The following is a 15728-nucleotide window of genomic DNA, read 5'->3' on the forward strand; positions in this document are numbered from 1 at the left end:
ATTGTTTTAAACACCGCTCTACAAGTGGATGTACCGGGATTTTGTTGATAGTTTTACAGAATGATTACAAGCTTAGAAATAAAAAATGTTTTTAACTTGTTTGCTCTGCTGTTTGCAACACCGGGTGGTCCTTCTTTTGAAAGAACTAAATTGAGGATTAACTTATGACAGCTCGTGAACAAGGCGTTGTGAAGTGGTTTAACGATACTAAAGGCTTTGGCTTTATTCAACGCAATGGCGGTGACGATGTATTCGTTCATTTCCGTGCAATTCAAGGCGATGGCCACCGTTCACTTCGTGACGGTCAACGCGTAGAATTCAGCGTAGTAAAAGGTCAAAAAGGCTTCCAAGCGGAAGAAGTACAACCTTTAGACTAAGCGATTTCGCTTGACGCCGAAACGCTCCAATATCTATTGGGGCGTTTTTTGTTTATAATGCCCTCGTGTGTCCATTTTCAATTAGAGCAACTCTATGTCAGCTGGTTTTGAAACCTTAAATCTCCATCCACAATTGAAACAGGCGATTGATGCCCTTGGCTTCCAATCTATGACCCCAATTCAAGAAAAGGTTTTAAAATTTACTTTGGCAGGTCATGACGCCATTGGTCGTGCACAAACCGGCACAGGCAAAACTGCCGCGTTTTTAGTCAGTGTCCTCAACGACTTATTAAATAACCCCATTACGACACAACGTTATCGCGGTGAACCGCGTGCCTTAATCTTGGCACCTACGCGTGAGCTCGCTCTGCAAATTGAAAGCGATGCCAAAGAGTTAACTCAATTTACCAATTTAAATTTGGTGACTTTATTGGGCGGAGTGGACTTTGATAAACAAAAAGCCCAGTTGGACGCCAATTTTGTTGACATTATGGTGGCAACACCGGGTCGTTTAATTGATTTAGTAGAACAAAAAGAAGTTTGGCTGGATCAAATTGAATTTTTAGTGATTGATGAAGCTGACCGTTTACTTGATATGGGCTTTATTCCATCGGTAAAACGAATCGTGCGTTATTCACCACGTAAAGAGCAGCGTCAAACCTTAATGTTCTCAGCAACCTTTAGTTATGATGTACTCAATCTGGCGCAGCAATGGTTGTTTGAACCCATAACGGTTGAAATTGAACCTGAGAAGAAAACCAATGCCGATGTTGAACAACGGGTGTATATGGTGGCTAAGTCAGACAAATATAAACTGTTGCAAGAAATTTTACGTGATGAGCCGATTGAAAAAGTCATGATCTTTGCCAATCGTCGTGATCAAGTCCGTAAGCTCTATGATCATTTAAAGCGAGATGGTTATAAAGTGGTAATGTTGTCGGGTGAAATTGCCCAAGACAAACGCTTAAAAATGTTGGATCAATTTAAAAATGGTCAACATAACATCATGATTGCCACGGATGTGGCGGGTCGTGGGATTCATGTTGATGGTGTATCACATGTGGTGAATTTTACTTTGCCTGAGCAATCTGATGATTATGTACACCGTATTGGTCGTACAGGGCGTGCGGGAACGCGCGGTGTAAGTATTAGCTTCTTATCTGAAGATGATGCATTTTATTTACCGGAAATTGAAAAAGCCATTGGGCAAAAATTACCGTTAACCCGTTTAGAGGGTTATTGCTAAAGCTTTTAAAAAACCGCTCGATTGAGCGGTTTTTTTTGCTTTTACTTATTGGCTACGACAGGTAAAGGTTAGCACTGTTTGGTAATCATCGTCTCGTGATAAACCTGTGGCTTTACCGGCTAGCCCGCCAATCACATCAGCTGCTGCCTGAATCACTTGTCCGGTTTTTTCATTGACGACACCTTTTAAGGCACCGTTATAGCTACTTTGCTCATTGACCAAAATTGGACTGGCTTTAGAGCCGCAAGTTTTGCTCGCTGCAGTAATGGCATTATTTTTAGCAATGATTTGGCTTTTACCTAACCCAGTGACTTCATACTGATTATTGGCATTTTGAATTGCTAAAGAGGTGGTGGGCTGTGAAGCACAAGCCGTCAAGAGAGCTGCACTACATGCAATAGCAGCAAGATGAAGCATTTTCATGGTGGATTTTCCTTTACAATGCAATTTTTGGCTATTGCAGCATATTCCAATAGATAAAAGTGCAAGGGCTTGTATAAAAATTGCAATGTTAAGGCCGCTTAAAGCATCAGATGGATCATGCGGTGATGTTGTATATAAAGATCAAGCAAAAACAGTACAGTGAAAGATAGAGTAACTTTCTTAGTTTATGCTAATCTTGAATGATTAGTTAGGAACATAGAATTTAAGCTGCAATGACGGACTTAACCCAAGATTTGATTCATCAAAATATGCACCAACGTCAGTCGATTGGTCAGTTGATTGAACCTGCGCCCAATGCACAACAATTACAATATGCTTTTGAAGCAGCTTTAACTGCACCTGATCATCATCGTTTAAAACCGACGCGTTTTGTGGTAATTGAGCCTGAGCAGCGCGCCGCCTTTGGTGAATTATTGTCACAAGCATTAAGCGATTTAGGTGAAACTGAAGCAGCTCAAATTGAACGGGTAAAAAATCATCCTTTTCGGGCGCCACTGTTGGTGTTGGCACTCACTGAATTTAAAGACCATCCTAAAGTGCCGTATTTTGAACAAACTTTAAGTTCAGGGGCTGCTATTCAAAACTTTTTATTGTCCTTACAGGCACAAGGTTTTGCCAGTATGTGGCGTAGTGGTGCAGTCATTGAGTCCAAGCATTTTAAACAGGCTTTAGGGTTAAAAGACACAGACCTTATTTCAGGCATTATTTATATTGGTACCGCAGCTAAAACGATTGCAGCACGTCAGCCAATACAAGTTGCTGATTATGTGAGCAGCTGGCAGGCGCGATAGGAGTGACTGATGACAGAATTAAAATTTACCGACTTGCTTGAGCCTGTGGTCATGAATCAAAAGACTGCACTACGTGTGACAGTACTCGGTGGTGGTAGTTTTGGTACGGCCATGGCCAACACTGCAGCGCGTAATGGCTGCGATACCATGATTTGGATTCGTAATCCTGAAGTAGCAGAGGCGATTAACCAAACCCACCTTAATCAGCATTATTTACCCGATTTTTTACTCGAACAGAACTTACGTGCTGAATCGAATTTAGAGGCGGCAGTGCGTGATCGCGATATTATTTTGGTCGCAATTCCAAGTCATTCTTTCCGTAGCGTTTTACAACAAATTAAACCATTTATTAGCTCTCAGGCCGTGATTTCTTTAACCAAAGGCATTGAAGCAGAAACGTTTAGTTTTATGAGTGACATTATTCGCTCAGAATTACCAGAAGTGCCTTATGGGGTGTTATCAGGGCCAAACTTAGCCAAAGAAATTGTTGCAGGGCAGCCAGCTGGTACCGTGATTGCCAGTCAATCAGAACTGGTGCGTTATGCAGTACAGCAGGCCTTGCATAGTGCGCTATTTAGAGTCTTTGCCAGTGATGATGTACATGGTGTAGAACTGGGCGGCGCACTCAAAAATATTTATGCGGTGGCGATGGGAATTGCAGCAGCGTATAACGTGGGCGAAAACACCAAAAGTATGTTGCTGACCCGTGCTCTTGCAGAAATGAGCCGTTTTGCCGTGAAGCTCGGTGCTAACCCACTCACGTTCTTAGGTTTATCGGGTGTTGGCGATTTATTTGCGACGTGTAATAGCCCTTTAAGTCGAAACTACCAAGTGGGCTTTGCTTTGGGTAAAGGAAAAAGCTTAGAACAAGCCACCACTGAACTGGGTCAAACCGCAGAAGGGATCAACACCATTATTCAAGTGCGTAAACGTGCTCAAGAATTAGAGGTATATATGCCGATTACCACAGCACTGTATGCGGTAATTTTTGAAGGTGCGCCGCCATTGAGTGTTGCAGTGTCAATGATGAAAACAGGGCAGCGCAGTGATGTAGAGTTTGTCTTGCCACATTATGCAGTTTAAGCCATGACATTGTCATATTGACTTGATATTCTCAACATAATCAAAACGAAAAGGAATTTTTATGCAGCTGACTTTAGTGCGTCATGGTGAAGCACACCCTGCAATTGATGGTAATGATGATAAGCGTCCACTCACGCCACGTGGTCAAGCACAAGCCAAAGAGACTGCTACTGCATTGCAACAGTGGATTCAGCCTGATGTATTTGTGGTTAGTCCATTGCTGCGCGCGCAGCAAACCTTAAGCTATTTACAAACGCATTTTCCTGAAGTGCCTGTGGTGGTGTGTAATACCATTAAACCTGATGATGATGCCAAACTAGCAGTAGAGTGGCTGTCACAATTGCCTTATGAATCTATTGCGGTGGTATGTCATATGAATGTGGTGGGTTATATTGAGCAAATTTTATTGCAAGCGCCATTTCACCCATTTCAACTGGCAGAGGCACGTATCTATGAGCAAGCCGTGATTGCAGCAGGCTTATCTACCCGTCGTCAGCAATTTATTCCACAGGCATAAGGCGAAAGATTGATGTTGCAAATATGGATGCCAGAAGTAGATGGTTTATGGCATTACTCAATCGATCAAACGTGGTCGCAAGCATTAACGCTAGAGCAATTGATTCGCGAATTGAGTGTCTATCAAGGTCAAGATACTGCAGTGTATTTTCCGAGTCGACATGTGCAATTATTGCAACACACTTTAAGCAAAAGCCAGTACAAGCAGCTTGGTGCGCTTGGGGCAAGTTATATGCTAGAAGAGTATGTGGTGTTGCCACTAGATGCTATGCTGATCAAACAGCACTTTGTGCAGCCTGATCAGCTGTATATGTTGGCTATTGCCAAGAGCACCTTAGAGATGTTGCAAGGCGCTTTGACCTTGTTGCCGATTAAAGTCATGGCATTATTGCCTGACTTTTTGTTGCTTCCTGAACCTGCACCAAATCAGACGTATTTGTTGCATATGGCTGGACGTTTGTTGGCACGCGATAGTGTATATAGCGGCACATCCATTGATGACTTAAATCTCTATTTAGATTATCAAGATCCTGAGCGACATTATGCTCATCATGGGTTAACTGAAGCTCAGCTGTCCGCTTTGGTGGCGGTCAAAACACAAGATCAATATCAAGCATTCGATTACTGCTTAGCAGTGCCTAAACGTCCAGAGCGACATAGTTGGAATCTTATGGCGCGTCAAGTGCCTGAGCATACACGTTCTAAATATTGGGGGCTTTGTGCTGCTGTGCTTGGGGCAGTGATTGTGGCACAAGTGGCCGTAGATGCGTTACGTTGGTATCAGGCTAAAAATGTAGCAGAGCAAACAGCTGCACAAGCGTTAGAACAATATAAAGCGTGGTTTGGTGCCAATAGTCGTGTCAGTGAGCAAAATCTGAAAAGCCAGTTTGAAAGTCAGTTACGTCTCAATCAAAGCGTAGATACCCAAGCCTTAAATTTAATTTCCCGTGTAGCACCAATTTTAATGCAGCACCAAGTTTTAGCCCAACAAGTCAATTATGACGAGCAAGGTTTGAATCTGCAATTAAGCGCGGCATCGAGTCAAAAATTACAAGATTTAAACGCTCAGCTTGCCAAGCAAGGTTTCAAAGTGCAGCTAGGAAATATTAGTGCGCAAGGCAGTGAGGCCATAGGCCAGTTGAGTATTCAATAATGCAAGTATGGACACAATTTCAACAGCAACTTCATACAGCCTTAGAGCGTTTATCGGCACGTGAACGAGGTTTGGTGATTGGTACGGCCATTTTTGTGAGCTTAGCCCTTATGGGGAGCTTGTTATGGTCAGTGCATCAAGCAGCCACGCGTGAACAACAACGCGTGAACGATTTAAAAGATTTAATGGTGTGGATGCAAAGCAACGCTGTGAGCATGAAAGCCGATACAGATGGACAGTTATCCACACAGGATAAAATTCAGCGGGTGGCGCAGCAGCAAGGCTTAACCTTAAGTTCTATGCAACAAGGTGAGCAGATTCAAATTGTTGCAGTTCATGCCGAATATGCCGTACTGGCCAATCTGCTGTCACAGATGGCAAATATTGGGTTAAATCTTAAAAAAATCCAAATGCTTGAAGAAGGTGGTCAGCTCAAATTAACAGCAGTAGTCGAGTAGTTGGTAAAAATAAACATCTGCAAAGCATGGTTTTTTCCAAAATCCATGCCTATAATAAGCCGACTTAAAAGCTGTAGACTTTTGTAGATATGTTGTATTCTCTTGCCCGCCCTCTGTTGTTTTCTTTCGCACCGGAGCGTGCACATGAGCTCACATTATCCTTATTAAAATCAGCTCATAAGCTAGGGATGATGCGCCAAAACGTTGCTGCAAAACCAGTGATGTGTATGGGAATTGAGTTCCCAAACCCAGTCGGTTTAGCCGCAGGTTTAGACAAAAATGGTGCTTATATTGATGCTTTAGCCGGTTTAGGTTTTGGCTTTATTGAAATTGGTACCATCACCCCACGTCCACAAGCGGGCAATCCGCATCCACGTTTATTCCGTTTACCTGAAGCCAAAGCCATTATTAACCGTATGGGGTTTAATAATGATGGGGTAGACAAATTAGTTGAAAATGTCAAAGCGGCTAAATTCAAAGGCGTACTGGGGATCAATATTGGTAAAAATGCCGATACACCAGTTGAAAAAGCGGTAGATGACTATCTGATTTGTTTAGAAAAGGTATATAACTACGCGTCTTATGTGACAGTCAATATTTCTTCGCCAAACACCAAAAATTTACGTAGCTTACAAAGTGGTGATGCCTTAAGTGAACTACTGGATACACTGAAACAGCGTCAATTGGAGCTGGCTGAAGAACATCAACATTACGTGCCGATTGTATTAAAAGTGGCACCAGATTTAGAGCCAGAAGACATCGAATTTATTGCCAAACAGTTAATTGAATTTAAATTTGATGGTTTGATCGTGACCAATACCACTTTGTCGCGTGACGGCGTTGAAGGCTTGGCACACGGTGATGAAGCAGGTGGTTTATCTGGTCAGCCCGTATTTGAAAAAAGTACTGCATGTTTGGCGGCATTTGCTCAAGCCTTACAGGGACAAATTCCTTTAATTGGTGTGGGTGGTATTTTGGCAGGTGAACATGCCAAAGCTAAAAAAGATGCGGGTGCTAGCCTTGTACAAGTTTATAGTGGCCTCATCTATACTGGACCGACGCTAATTCAAGACTGTGTGAATGCACTGTAATTTAATATGAATGGTTTAGACCTATTTCTGCTGATCATTGTTGTGATTGGTGGACTCAATGGCCTGCGTCAGGGCTTTATTCAGGCCTTTGCCAATCTGGTAGGTTGGTTTTTGGCTTTGTTTATTGCTGCTAAATATGCCACCAGCTTAGCCCCTTTTATGGTGATGGCCAGCGATCCTGTGGTACAAAAAGTGGCAGCTTTTGCCCTGATTGTGTTGCTAATAGTCATTGCTACTTGGTTATTTACTGGTTTTCTCCAGCGAGTACTGCATCTTTTAAAACTAGGTCCACTCAATCGTTTAGCAGGCGCTGTCTTTGGCACGTTAAAGGCGTTGCTGGTGATTTTGATCCTGCTACAAACGCTCTCTCCTTGGGTGTCTAGTTCGCCAAAATGGCAGCAGTCAAGCTGGGTACAGGCCCTGTTGCCTTATGCCCCATGGGCGACTGAGCAGTCGAAAAAAGTCGTCGCTGAGGCTAAACAACATTTTAAAGAAGATCGCTCTTCTTTATCCTCTGAACGGGAAGATTCAGAGACTGCAACAAAAAATCCTTTTAATTAATCCTAGCTTGTCTGCGAGGTTGCTATGTGTGGAGTTGTTGGTATTGCTGGTAAAACAGCGGTTAACCAAATGTTGTTTGATGCATTAACGATGTTACAACATCGTGGACAAGATGCCGCAGGAATCGTCACTTGTCATGAAGGCCGTTTGTTCCTGCGTAAAGATACCGGTATGGTGCGTGATGTATTTCATACGCGTCATATGCGTGCTTTACAAGGTAACTACGGGATTGGTCATGTGCGCTACCCGACTGCAGGTTCATCAAGCAGTGCTGAAGCACAGCCATTTTATGTAAACTCTCCATACGGGATTACCCTTGCACACAATGGTAACCTGACCAATGCTGAAGAAATTCATGATGACCTGTTCAAAACTGACCTACGTCACATGAATACTAATTCAGATTCTGAAGTGTTACTTAATGTCATGGCACATGAGCTGCAAAAGCGTGGCAAATTAGAGCCAACTGCAGATGACATCTTCCAAGTCATTAGCCGTGTACATGAGCGTTGCCGTGGTGGTTATGCGGTGGTAAGTATGATCACCGATCAAGGTTTAGTGGGCTTTCGTGATCCAAACGGCATCCGTCCATTAATCTATGGTTCACGTGAGACAGAGCAAGGGATGGAATATATCATTGCTTCTGAATCGGTGGCGATTACCGCACTTGGCTTTAAAGTTGAGCGTGACATCGAACCAGGCGAAGCCATCTTTATTGATATGCAAGGTAATTTATCTACACATCAATGTGCTACAGCGCCGAGATATCGTCCATGTATCTTTGAATATGTGTATTTTGCCCGCCCAGATGCGACTATTGATGGTATTTCTGTGTACAAAGCACGCCTCAAAATGGGTGAAAAACTGGCACAGAAAATCCTGCGCGAGTGGGGTGATGAGCATGACATCGATGTGGTCATTCCAATTCCAGATACCTCACGTACTTCAGCGCTAGAACTTGCCAATACTTTAGGGGTGAAGTTCCGTGAAGGCTTTATGAAAAACCGTTATATCGGTCGTACCTTCATTATGCCGGGTCAGCAATTGCGTGAAAAATCAGTACGTCAAAAGCTAAACCCAGTCGAACTTGAATTCCGTGGTAAAAATGTATTGTTGGTGGATGACTCCATTGTACGTGGCACCACGTGTAATGAAATCATTCAAATGGCACGTGATTCTGGCGCGAAAAAAGTTTTCTTTGCTTCAGCAGCGCCGATGGTAAAATATCCAAACGTGTATGGTATTGATATGCCAGCCAAATCTGAATTGATTGCGTCTAATCGTAGCGTTGAAGAAATTCGTGAGATTATTGGTGCTGACCGTTTAATCTTCCAAGACTTAGACGATCTAAAAGGTGCAGTGCGTACCACCAAAGTACCTGAGTTACAAGAATTTGACTGCTCAGTGTTTGATGGCGTGTATGTGACTGGCGATATTGATGAGGCGTATTTAGATACCTTACAAAAGAGCCGTAACGACAGTGCCAAGAAGAAAAAAGATGGTTACATTGATGTCAATATTGATGCAGCATCAGTGGATTTAACTGGCGTGAAAGAAGCTTAAATTCAGTTAAATTTCAGTCAAAAAGCGGGAATTTCCCGCTTTTTTGCTTTATGATGTGGCTCAGCATATTAGCTTAGGGATCGGCAATTGCGAGATATTGGCGCCTTTAAAATCGAAAATAAAAATATCTTTTGGTCAGTGTTAATGAGCCTACTGGCTGTGGCGCTGACGCTATTTATTTTAAATACCGTGCTAGGTTTATTTGTCTATTATTTTAGTCCGCTTGAATCGATCTATTGGCACAGTTTGAGTCCTTATTGTGTTGGTATATTACTGGCGATTATGGCTGGCTCTTTGTGGTATGAATGTTATATTTTGCGCCGTGGTGGACACAGTTTAGCGGGGCAGTTGGGCGCACGTCGTCTGAGTATGATCAATAGCACACCTGAGGAATATTTGGCACTCAAGATGAATCAGCAATTGGCTGAGGAATTTTTAAATTCAGCACCAACCTTATACGTCTTACCCGATGAAGTGGGAGTAAATTTGCTGACTGCAGGCTTTAACTCACAAAATACGGTGATTATTTTAACTTGGGGTGCTTTACAAAACTTAGATGAACAAGAACTATATGGTTTATTGGCGCATGCCTTTAATCAAATTTTGCTAGGTGAGACACGTTATAATACCCAATTAAAGATTTTATATAGTAGCTTAATTACCTTTAGCCAAATTGGCAGTAAGGTGGCAAAAAAGGGCTTCCAACGTCATCGTGCCAATCGCTTACGTCATTTTGCCACGGTATATGTGGCGATTGGTGGGTTAATATGGTTAATTGGCAGCTTAGGGGTATTGATTACCCGTTTGTTCAAATACATCACCTTAAGCAGCAATACTTTTAAAAATGATGTAGCAACACAGCGTCTTGTACAGAGTACAGCCAATATCCAAACCCTATCACGTATTTATGTCCATCACGCTGGGTCACAAATTCATAGTGAATACTCGGAAAGTATTTCGCATTTATGCTTTGCTAATTCTTTAAGCCCACAAAGCTGGCTAAATATTCATCCTAGCATTCAGCAGCGGATTTTTGAGCTCAATCCGAGTCTGATTCAAGAGCTGCAATTGGATAATTTAAAGAAGCTACGTAGCCAACCTTTATATAGTCTATTTCGTTCTTTGGAAGAAACCGATGGTCAGTTTGATGCGCCGTGGACCTCACCTGAGCCATTACCTTTACTGCGTTTATCACCGATTAGCTTTGCCATTAAAGATGCGATTAAACCACTGAATCCTGAATTGCGTGCCAATATGGAGCGTCCTGAGCTGATTCAACGTGCCATGCAAACGGCAACAGGTTCGCGTGAGGTGATGGTGGCTATTTTAATGATTCGTCAGTATCGTGAGTTTATTCCATCAGATGCTGAAGTCAGTCGAGCCATTGTTGAATCTTTATTACATTTAGATGGCCGGGTACATATTGCGATTTTCTTGCAAGCCTGTAGGCATATGGGGCACATGCCAAAAACCATTGCACGGCAATTTTTAACTAAACTGGCTAAAATTATTCAAGAAGATGGCGAAATTGGCTTATTAGATGCCTTATTGTTAGAGCGGGTTAAGCATCAACTGGATTTATTACCTGAACAGCGGCCAACAGCCTTAATCGAAGTCAAACCACAAATTGTACGTTTGATTGATGCGCTGTTGCATGTACAACAAATTAATAGCGACAATCAGATGGATGTGCGTGAGCAAATTCTAGCGCGTATTTTAACTGCCCAAGAACTGAGTCAGTTTGAAGAAGTTTCCGATGAACCGTTGGACTTAGCAGAAATATTAAATGATATTGCAGGCTTACTGCTACGTGAGCGCTTAAGCATTTTAGGTATTGCTGAAATTTGTCTGTGGCATGATCGAATTATCACCCAAGATGAGTTGGATGTTTTGGAATTATTGTATTGGCGTTTGGGCTTTGATACCCGTGAAATTACCGAGCAAATGCAAAAGAAAAATAGCTTAATGATTGTATAACATAGATGTGCGCTGAATAAGCAGAAAGCCCGCAGAAACTACAGCAAAAGCTGCGTATTCTCGTTAGAATACTCGCTTAGCGTGAGAGTAATAATCATGATTGGCCAGCAACGTCAAATTTTAACCGATTTAGGAATTGATTTATGGATTCCTCGGGATGTTGCATGCCAAAATTTGACTGCGCCCTCAATTTGGCGAGATCAAGCAGTAGAACCCCTACACCAATGGGCTGTAATTGACAGCGAGCCGCAGGTGGAAATTCCTTCTAGCCCCATTGAGCAGCCTAAACCTGTACCTCAGAGCAAACCTGAGCCTGAAGCTGATGTCAAACTGCTTGAACCACACACAACAAAGCTCACACACGAAGCCGTTCAAAGCATTCCTGAACAGAACAACACAGCACACGATTTAGGCAGTTTTGAACTACAACTTTTAGAATTAGCCCAATGTGCCATTGTGATTGATGCCAGCCAACTCTCTACAGCGGCACAACAACTATGGGCCAATATTAATCAAGCGCTACAAGCACAATACCAACAACTCAATTGGCCATTTCCTTTACTCAATCTACAAGATAGCAATGGCGCACACAGCTATGTGGAAGGTTTTTTAGATGCACATAGTGTAGATAGACCACTGATTAGCTTGGGTGACTTACCATATTTACATCCAAAAGCACTGCGATTGCCGAGCTTAGACAACATGCTCGCCAAGCCAATGTTAAAAAAACAATTATGGCAGTTGATACAAAACAACAAACAAGGGTAAAACATGCAAAAGGTAGTGGTATTTAGTCAGCTTGATGCTGAAATTTTGGCACGTCTAGAAAAAACTTATCATGTAGTACATATCAACCCCAAGCTTGGGGATGTAAATGCACAAATTTTGCAACATGTACAAGATGCTGACGGTATGATTGGCGCAGGTCGTGTTTTAAATGCTAAAAATCTACAGGGTGCGACACGCTTAAAGGTCATTTCGAGTGTCAGTGTCGGCTATGACAACTATGATTTAGATTATTTAAGCCAACAGGGGATCTATTTGTGTCATACCCCACAGGTATTGACTGAAACGACCGCCGATTTAGCCTTTACTTTATTAATGAGCGCTGCGCGTCAAGTAGCACATTTAGATGCTTGGACCAAAAGCGGACAATGGCAACGTACAGTTTCTGCAGCACAATTTGGTCAAGATGTCTTTGGAAAAACTTTAGGCATTATTGGTTTGGGGCATATTGGTGCTGCCATTGCACGTCGTGGTTTTCACGGCTTTAATATGAATATTTTATATCATAACCGTCGTCCAAAACCTGAAATTGCTGAAAGCCTAAATGCAGATTATTGTGAACTTAATGATTTGCTACAGCGTGCAGATTTTGTGGTGCTGGCAGTTGATCTTAATGCAGCGTCTAAGACCTTAATTGGAGCTGATGAATTGGCGTTAATGCAAAAACATGCGGTATTGGTCAATATTGCGCGTGGTGCGGTAATTGATGAACAGGCTTTAATTCAGGCCTTGAAAGCTGGACAAATTTTTGCTGCTGGTTTAGATGTTTATCAGCAAGAACCGTTACAAAGTTCTGAATTATTTAGTTTAGCCAATGTGGTGACCTTGCCACATATTGGCTCAGCCACTTTAAGTACACGCAAAAAAATGGCTGAATTGGCCTATCAAAATCTCGTCGATGCTTTAGAGGGGCGCACACCACGCTATGTGGTCCAGCCTTAAGTAACACTTTATTGCAAACCCTGTAACCTTAAGATGCTATAGTCAGGCCAAATTGCATCAAGTTGGGGGGATTGCATTGAAAGCTTGTACAGCCTTAGGTTTAGCCACATTACTCAGTTTAAGCGCTGCCAATACCACTGCATTTGAGCCCCATGTTCAATTTCATGTGCCTGAAATTGGCAGTGGTGTTGGCTTCATCGATCAGCATAAAGAGCATATGATTGGTGAAAAAGTCTATCGTGAAGTACAACGCCAATTGCCCATATTGAATAATCCATGGCTTGAAGATCAATTATTTAGCACATTTTCCCATATTTTAAGCCAGACCCAATTGTCTAAACCCATCGCTTTAGTAATTGTCAATGATCCACAAATTAATGCCTTTGCAGTACCTGGGGGATTATTTGCCTTAAATACAGGTTTACTTAACTCTGCCAAAAATATGGATGAAGTGGCAGGCGTAATGGCCCATGAAATTGCCCATGTGACTCAGCGTCATTACAGTCGTTCTCAAGAAGCTTTTAAAGGGCAAGGGTTATTGGCTTTAGCCGGGATTGTGGTCGGGGCATTGGTGGCCAGTCAAGCCGATGGCGATGTGGGTAATGCGGTAATGATGGGTACCCAAGCAGCTTTGGTCGATCGTCAGTTATCTTATAGCCGTAATCAAGAGCGGGAAGCAGACCGTATTGGTATGCAATTGATGTACAGTGCAGGCTATAACCCGCAAAGTATGGCTGATTTTTTTGAGACCATGCACCGTGCGACTAGTCGTTTAAGCTTTATGCCTGATTTCTGGCTGACTCATCCTTTAACCACAGAACGTATGAGTGAAGCCCGCTTACGTGCCAACCAGATGCCGAAAGTGAACAGCAGTTTGTATGATGAAGACTTTGAGATCATGCGTTTATATAGCATGGTGATGTCTAAACAAGCCAATGAGCAGCAATTAAAAACCATGGCAGCAGATGCGAAAAGATTAGCCCCGCAGTTGGCACTTGCAGCTTTTTATATAGAAAAAGGCGAGTTCAATCACGCGCAAAACATCTTAAATCAATTAAAACCACAACAGCGGCTGCATAATTTATCTCTGCTTTTACAAACAGACGTTTACTTAGGGCAAAACAAGATCACTTTAGCCCTCAAAACAATTCAATCACCCGCTGCAATTATGCCGGAAAATCGAGCTTTAAATTATAAACATGCTGAAGTTTTAATTCGTGCTGGACAACTTCATGACGCTGAGCGGATTTTGAAGCATTTTGTTAAAAGCAATGCGCGTGATGTTTATGCGTGGCAATTGTTACAACGTATTGCAGATGCTGATAAAGCTTCGCCGATACGCAGTGTCAATGTATTGCGTTATCGCGCTGAAGCAGAATATTGGTCGGGTTTAGAAGAAAATGGCATAAAATCTTTATTACAAGCACAACGCTTAGCCAAGGATAATCAAGTTTTATCTTTGACGATTAAAACGCGTTTGGAGCAAATGCAAAAGGAACATCGGATGAAAATTTAACTGCTGAAAGCTTAAGCACCCTAAGCTAGACAGTAAACACAGAAGATTTACAATGTTTGAGCAGTATTTTAATCAGTATAACGTTAAGAGACTTATGAATAAATTCATGTTGAGCAGCATATTGCTGTTGGGGATTAGTACAGCCAGTATGGCGGGCAGTGTAGAACAATATGTAAAAATGGTGGGTATGGCCAATAGTCAATTTCAAAAAAATAGCCGTAGTTTCTTTAATGCGCTTGATCCACAGCAGCAGGCATTTAGTATTCAACAACAACAGCAATACTGTCAGCTTGTGCAGGACTATGTCGATGATTTATATACAGCAGTAGAGCAAAATTTAGATATTTTTAGAAGTCAGAAGGCCTATACTAAGGCAGATGTGATTAATGAAGTGCTGTCAAAGCGAGAAATGCAGACGCTGGCGCAATATGGCGTGAAATGCCAATTAAAATAATATTTGGCGTGAACTGTCTTAAGTGATAAGGCAGTTCAAGCAACGTCGATCTCAAAAATCAGTTTTAAGCAAGTTTTGCTTTAATTTTGGCAGATACTTGTGCAGGATCGGCGCGTCCGGCTATGAGCGGACGCAGAGAATTCATCACCTTACCCATATCTTTCATGCTAGTCGCTTGCTGCGCTTCGATGGTTTGCGCAATAAGGGAATCAAGCTCATCCTCAGTCATAGCTTCTGGTAGAAATTGCGATAACACTTCAATTTCGGCTTGTTCTTTACTAGCTAAATCTTCGCGGTTCGCGCCTAAAAAGGCTTTCACCGACTCTTTACGTTGTTTGATTTGCTTTTCAATGACCGCAAGAACTTGCGCGTCGTCAAGTTCAACGCGATCATCGACTTCGATTTGCTTAATTGCTGCCTGCAGACCACGGATCACCGTCAACTTATTCATTTCTTTAGCACGCATTGTTGCTTTTAAAACTTCAGAGATTTGGCTTTTTAAAGTAGTCATTATTATATCCAGGCAGTAATCACAAATTAATTAGTAAAGGCGAGTTGTACGTACTGATTCACGCGCCAATTTCTTTTGGTAGCGTTTAACAGCAGCAGCTTTTTTGCGCTTACGTTCTTGAGTTGGTTTCTCGTAGAATTCACGTTTACGAACGTCAGCTAAAACACCCGCTTTTTCGCAAGAACGTTTAAAACGACGGATAGCTACGTCTACTGGTTCGCCTTCTTTCAATTTAACTTGTGGCATGAAGAATCCTCAA

The 15728-nt window shown here is 42.3% G+C and carries 18 protein-coding genes; 15 read left to right on the forward strand and 3 right to left on the reverse strand.

Annotated features, from left to right (window positions below; all coding sequences use genetic code 11):
- Positions 1–164: 164 nt before the first annotated feature.
- Positions 165–377 carry a cold-shock protein gene (locus AC5YCD_RS02050; RefSeq protein ID WP_004648643.1) on the forward strand — a complete coding sequence of 71 codons (213 nt, stop codon included), beginning with the start codon at positions 165–167 and terminating at the stop codon, positions 375–377.
- A 94-nt stretch (positions 378–471) separates the two neighbouring features.
- The gene (gene rhlB / locus AC5YCD_RS02055) at positions 472–1623 is read left to right on the forward strand and encodes an ATP-dependent RNA helicase RhlB (protein ID WP_496128456.1); all 1152 of its coding nucleotides are present in this window, start codon (positions 472–474) and stop codon (positions 1621–1623) included.
- A gap of 45 nt (positions 1624–1668) precedes the next feature.
- Here rhlB and AC5YCD_RS02060 read toward each other — a convergent pair whose 3' ends face one another.
- A complete protein-coding gene (locus AC5YCD_RS02060) occupies positions 1669–2046 on the reverse strand; it encodes a hypothetical protein (protein ID WP_496128457.1) in 378 nt (125 codons plus the stop codon).
- A gap of 233 nt (positions 2047–2279) precedes the next feature.
- Between AC5YCD_RS02060 and AC5YCD_RS02065 the strand changes: the two genes are divergently transcribed.
- From AC5YCD_RS02065 to AC5YCD_RS02125, 13 genes are all read left to right on the forward strand, one after another.
- On the forward strand, positions 2280–2858 hold the full coding sequence (locus AC5YCD_RS02065; protein WP_496128458.1) for a nitroreductase family protein: 579 nt from the start codon (positions 2280–2282) through the stop codon (positions 2856–2858).
- Positions 2859–2867: 9 nt separating this feature from the next.
- Positions 2868–3941: an NAD(P)H-dependent glycerol-3-phosphate dehydrogenase gene (locus tag AC5YCD_RS02070; protein WP_496128459.1), complete on the forward strand. Its 1074-nt coding sequence runs from the start codon at positions 2868–2870 to the stop codon at positions 3939–3941.
- Positions 3942–4002: 61 nt separating this feature from the next.
- Entirely contained in the window at positions 4003–4458 is a 456-nt protein-coding gene (locus AC5YCD_RS02075) for a SixA phosphatase family protein (RefSeq protein ID WP_496128460.1), read from the forward strand.
- Between the two features lie 12 nt (positions 4459–4470).
- Positions 4471–5610, forward strand: a complete 1140-nt coding sequence (gene gspL / locus AC5YCD_RS02080) for a type II secretion system protein GspL (protein WP_496128461.1) — start codon at positions 4471–4473, stop codon at positions 5608–5610.
- Entirely contained in the window at positions 5610–6068 is a 459-nt protein-coding gene (locus AC5YCD_RS02085) for a type II secretion system protein M (RefSeq protein WP_496128462.1), read from the forward strand. The genes gspL and AC5YCD_RS02085 overlap by 1 nt, the downstream gene beginning before the upstream one ends.
- 89 nt (positions 6069–6157) lie before the next feature.
- Positions 6158–7159, forward strand: coding sequence for a quinone-dependent dihydroorotate dehydrogenase (locus AC5YCD_RS02090; RefSeq protein WP_496128463.1), 1002 nt, complete (start codon positions 6158–6160; stop codon positions 7157–7159).
- Positions 7160–7165: 6 nt separating this feature from the next.
- Complete coding sequence (locus AC5YCD_RS02095) at positions 7166–7720, forward strand: CvpA family protein (RefSeq protein ID WP_496128464.1); 555 nt, start codon at positions 7166–7168, stop codon at positions 7718–7720.
- Positions 7721–7744: 24 nt separating this feature from the next.
- The gene (purF, locus tag AC5YCD_RS02100; protein WP_496128465.1) at positions 7745–9283 is read left to right on the forward strand and encodes an amidophosphoribosyltransferase; all 1539 of its coding nucleotides are present in this window, start codon (positions 7745–7747) and stop codon (positions 9281–9283) included.
- A gap of 87 nt (positions 9284–9370) precedes the next feature.
- Positions 9371–11260, forward strand: a complete 1890-nt coding sequence (locus AC5YCD_RS02105; protein WP_496128466.1) for a M48 family metalloprotease — start codon at positions 9371–9373, stop codon at positions 11258–11260.
- A gap of 96 nt (positions 11261–11356) precedes the next feature.
- The gene (locus AC5YCD_RS02110; RefSeq protein ID WP_496128467.1) at positions 11357–12028 is read left to right on the forward strand and encodes a hypothetical protein; all 672 of its coding nucleotides are present in this window, start codon (positions 11357–11359) and stop codon (positions 12026–12028) included.
- 3 nt (positions 12029–12031) lie between these two features.
- The gene (locus AC5YCD_RS02115; RefSeq protein WP_496128468.1) at positions 12032–12988 is read left to right on the forward strand and encodes a 2-hydroxyacid dehydrogenase; all 957 of its coding nucleotides are present in this window, start codon (positions 12032–12034) and stop codon (positions 12986–12988) included.
- A 76-nt stretch (positions 12989–13064) separates the two neighbouring features.
- Positions 13065–14504, forward strand: coding sequence for a M48 family metalloprotease (locus AC5YCD_RS02120; protein WP_496128469.1), 1440 nt, complete (start codon positions 13065–13067; stop codon positions 14502–14504).
- A 94-nt stretch (positions 14505–14598) separates the two neighbouring features.
- Positions 14599–14958: a hypothetical protein gene (locus AC5YCD_RS02125; protein ID WP_496128470.1), complete on the forward strand. Its 360-nt coding sequence runs from the start codon at positions 14599–14601 to the stop codon at positions 14956–14958.
- Positions 14959–15022: 64 nt separating this feature from the next.
- Here the strand turns inward: AC5YCD_RS02125 and AC5YCD_RS02130 are convergent, their stop codons facing one another.
- A complete protein-coding gene (locus AC5YCD_RS02130; RefSeq protein WP_496128471.1) occupies positions 15023–15469 on the reverse strand; it encodes a GatB/YqeY domain-containing protein in 447 nt (148 codons plus the stop codon).
- Between the two features lie 30 nt (positions 15470–15499).
- Entirely contained in the window at positions 15500–15715 is a 216-nt protein-coding gene (gene rpsU, locus AC5YCD_RS02135) for a 30S ribosomal protein S21 (RefSeq protein WP_001136722.1), read from the reverse strand.
- Positions 15716–15728: the final 13 nt, after the last annotated feature.

Source organism: Acinetobacter sp. CY05 (assembly GCF_059515805.1).

Coding starts and splice junctions, on each gene's coding strand:
- AC5YCD_RS02075 (WP_496128460.1), top strand. CDS start 4,003: ATGCAGCTGACTTTAGTGCGTCATGGTGAAGCACACCCTGCAATTGAT.
- AC5YCD_RS02110 (WP_496128467.1), top strand. CDS start 11,357: ATGATTGGCCAGCAACGTCAAATTTTAACCGATTTAGGAATTGATTTA.
- AC5YCD_RS02085 (WP_496128462.1), top strand. CDS start 5,610: ATGCAAGTATGGACACAATTTCAACAGCAACTTCATACAGCCTTAGAG.
- AC5YCD_RS02095 (WP_496128464.1), top strand. CDS start 7,166: ATGAATGGTTTAGACCTATTTCTGCTGATCATTGTTGTGATTGGTGGA.
- AC5YCD_RS02065 (WP_496128458.1), top strand. CDS start 2,280: ATGACGGACTTAACCCAAGATTTGATTCATCAAAATATGCACCAACGT.
- gspL (WP_496128461.1), top strand. CDS start 4,471: ATGTTGCAAATATGGATGCCAGAAGTAGATGGTTTATGGCATTACTCA.
- AC5YCD_RS02090 (WP_496128463.1), top strand. CDS start 6,158: ATGTTGTATTCTCTTGCCCGCCCTCTGTTGTTTTCTTTCGCACCGGAG.
- rhlB (WP_496128456.1), top strand. CDS start 472: ATGTCAGCTGGTTTTGAAACCTTAAATCTCCATCCACAATTGAAACAG.
- AC5YCD_RS02115 (WP_496128468.1), top strand. CDS start 12,032: ATGCAAAAGGTAGTGGTATTTAGTCAGCTTGATGCTGAAATTTTGGCA.
- AC5YCD_RS02050 (WP_004648643.1), top strand. CDS start 165: ATGACAGCTCGTGAACAAGGCGTTGTGAAGTGGTTTAACGATACTAAA.
- purF (WP_496128465.1), top strand. CDS start 7,745: ATGTGTGGAGTTGTTGGTATTGCTGGTAAAACAGCGGTTAACCAAATG.
- AC5YCD_RS02070 (WP_496128459.1), top strand. CDS start 2,868: ATGACAGAATTAAAATTTACCGACTTGCTTGAGCCTGTGGTCATGAAT.
- AC5YCD_RS02130 (WP_496128471.1), bottom strand. CDS start 15,469: ATGACTACTTTAAAAAGCCAAATCTCTGAAGTTTTAAAAGCAACAATG.
- AC5YCD_RS02060 (WP_496128457.1), bottom strand. CDS start 2,046: ATGAAAATGCTTCATCTTGCTGCTATTGCATGTAGTGCAGCTCTCTTG.
- rpsU (WP_001136722.1), bottom strand. CDS start 15,715: ATGCCACAAGTTAAATTGAAAGAAGGCGAACCAGTAGACGTAGCTATC.
- AC5YCD_RS02125 (WP_496128470.1), top strand. CDS start 14,599: ATGAATAAATTCATGTTGAGCAGCATATTGCTGTTGGGGATTAGTACA.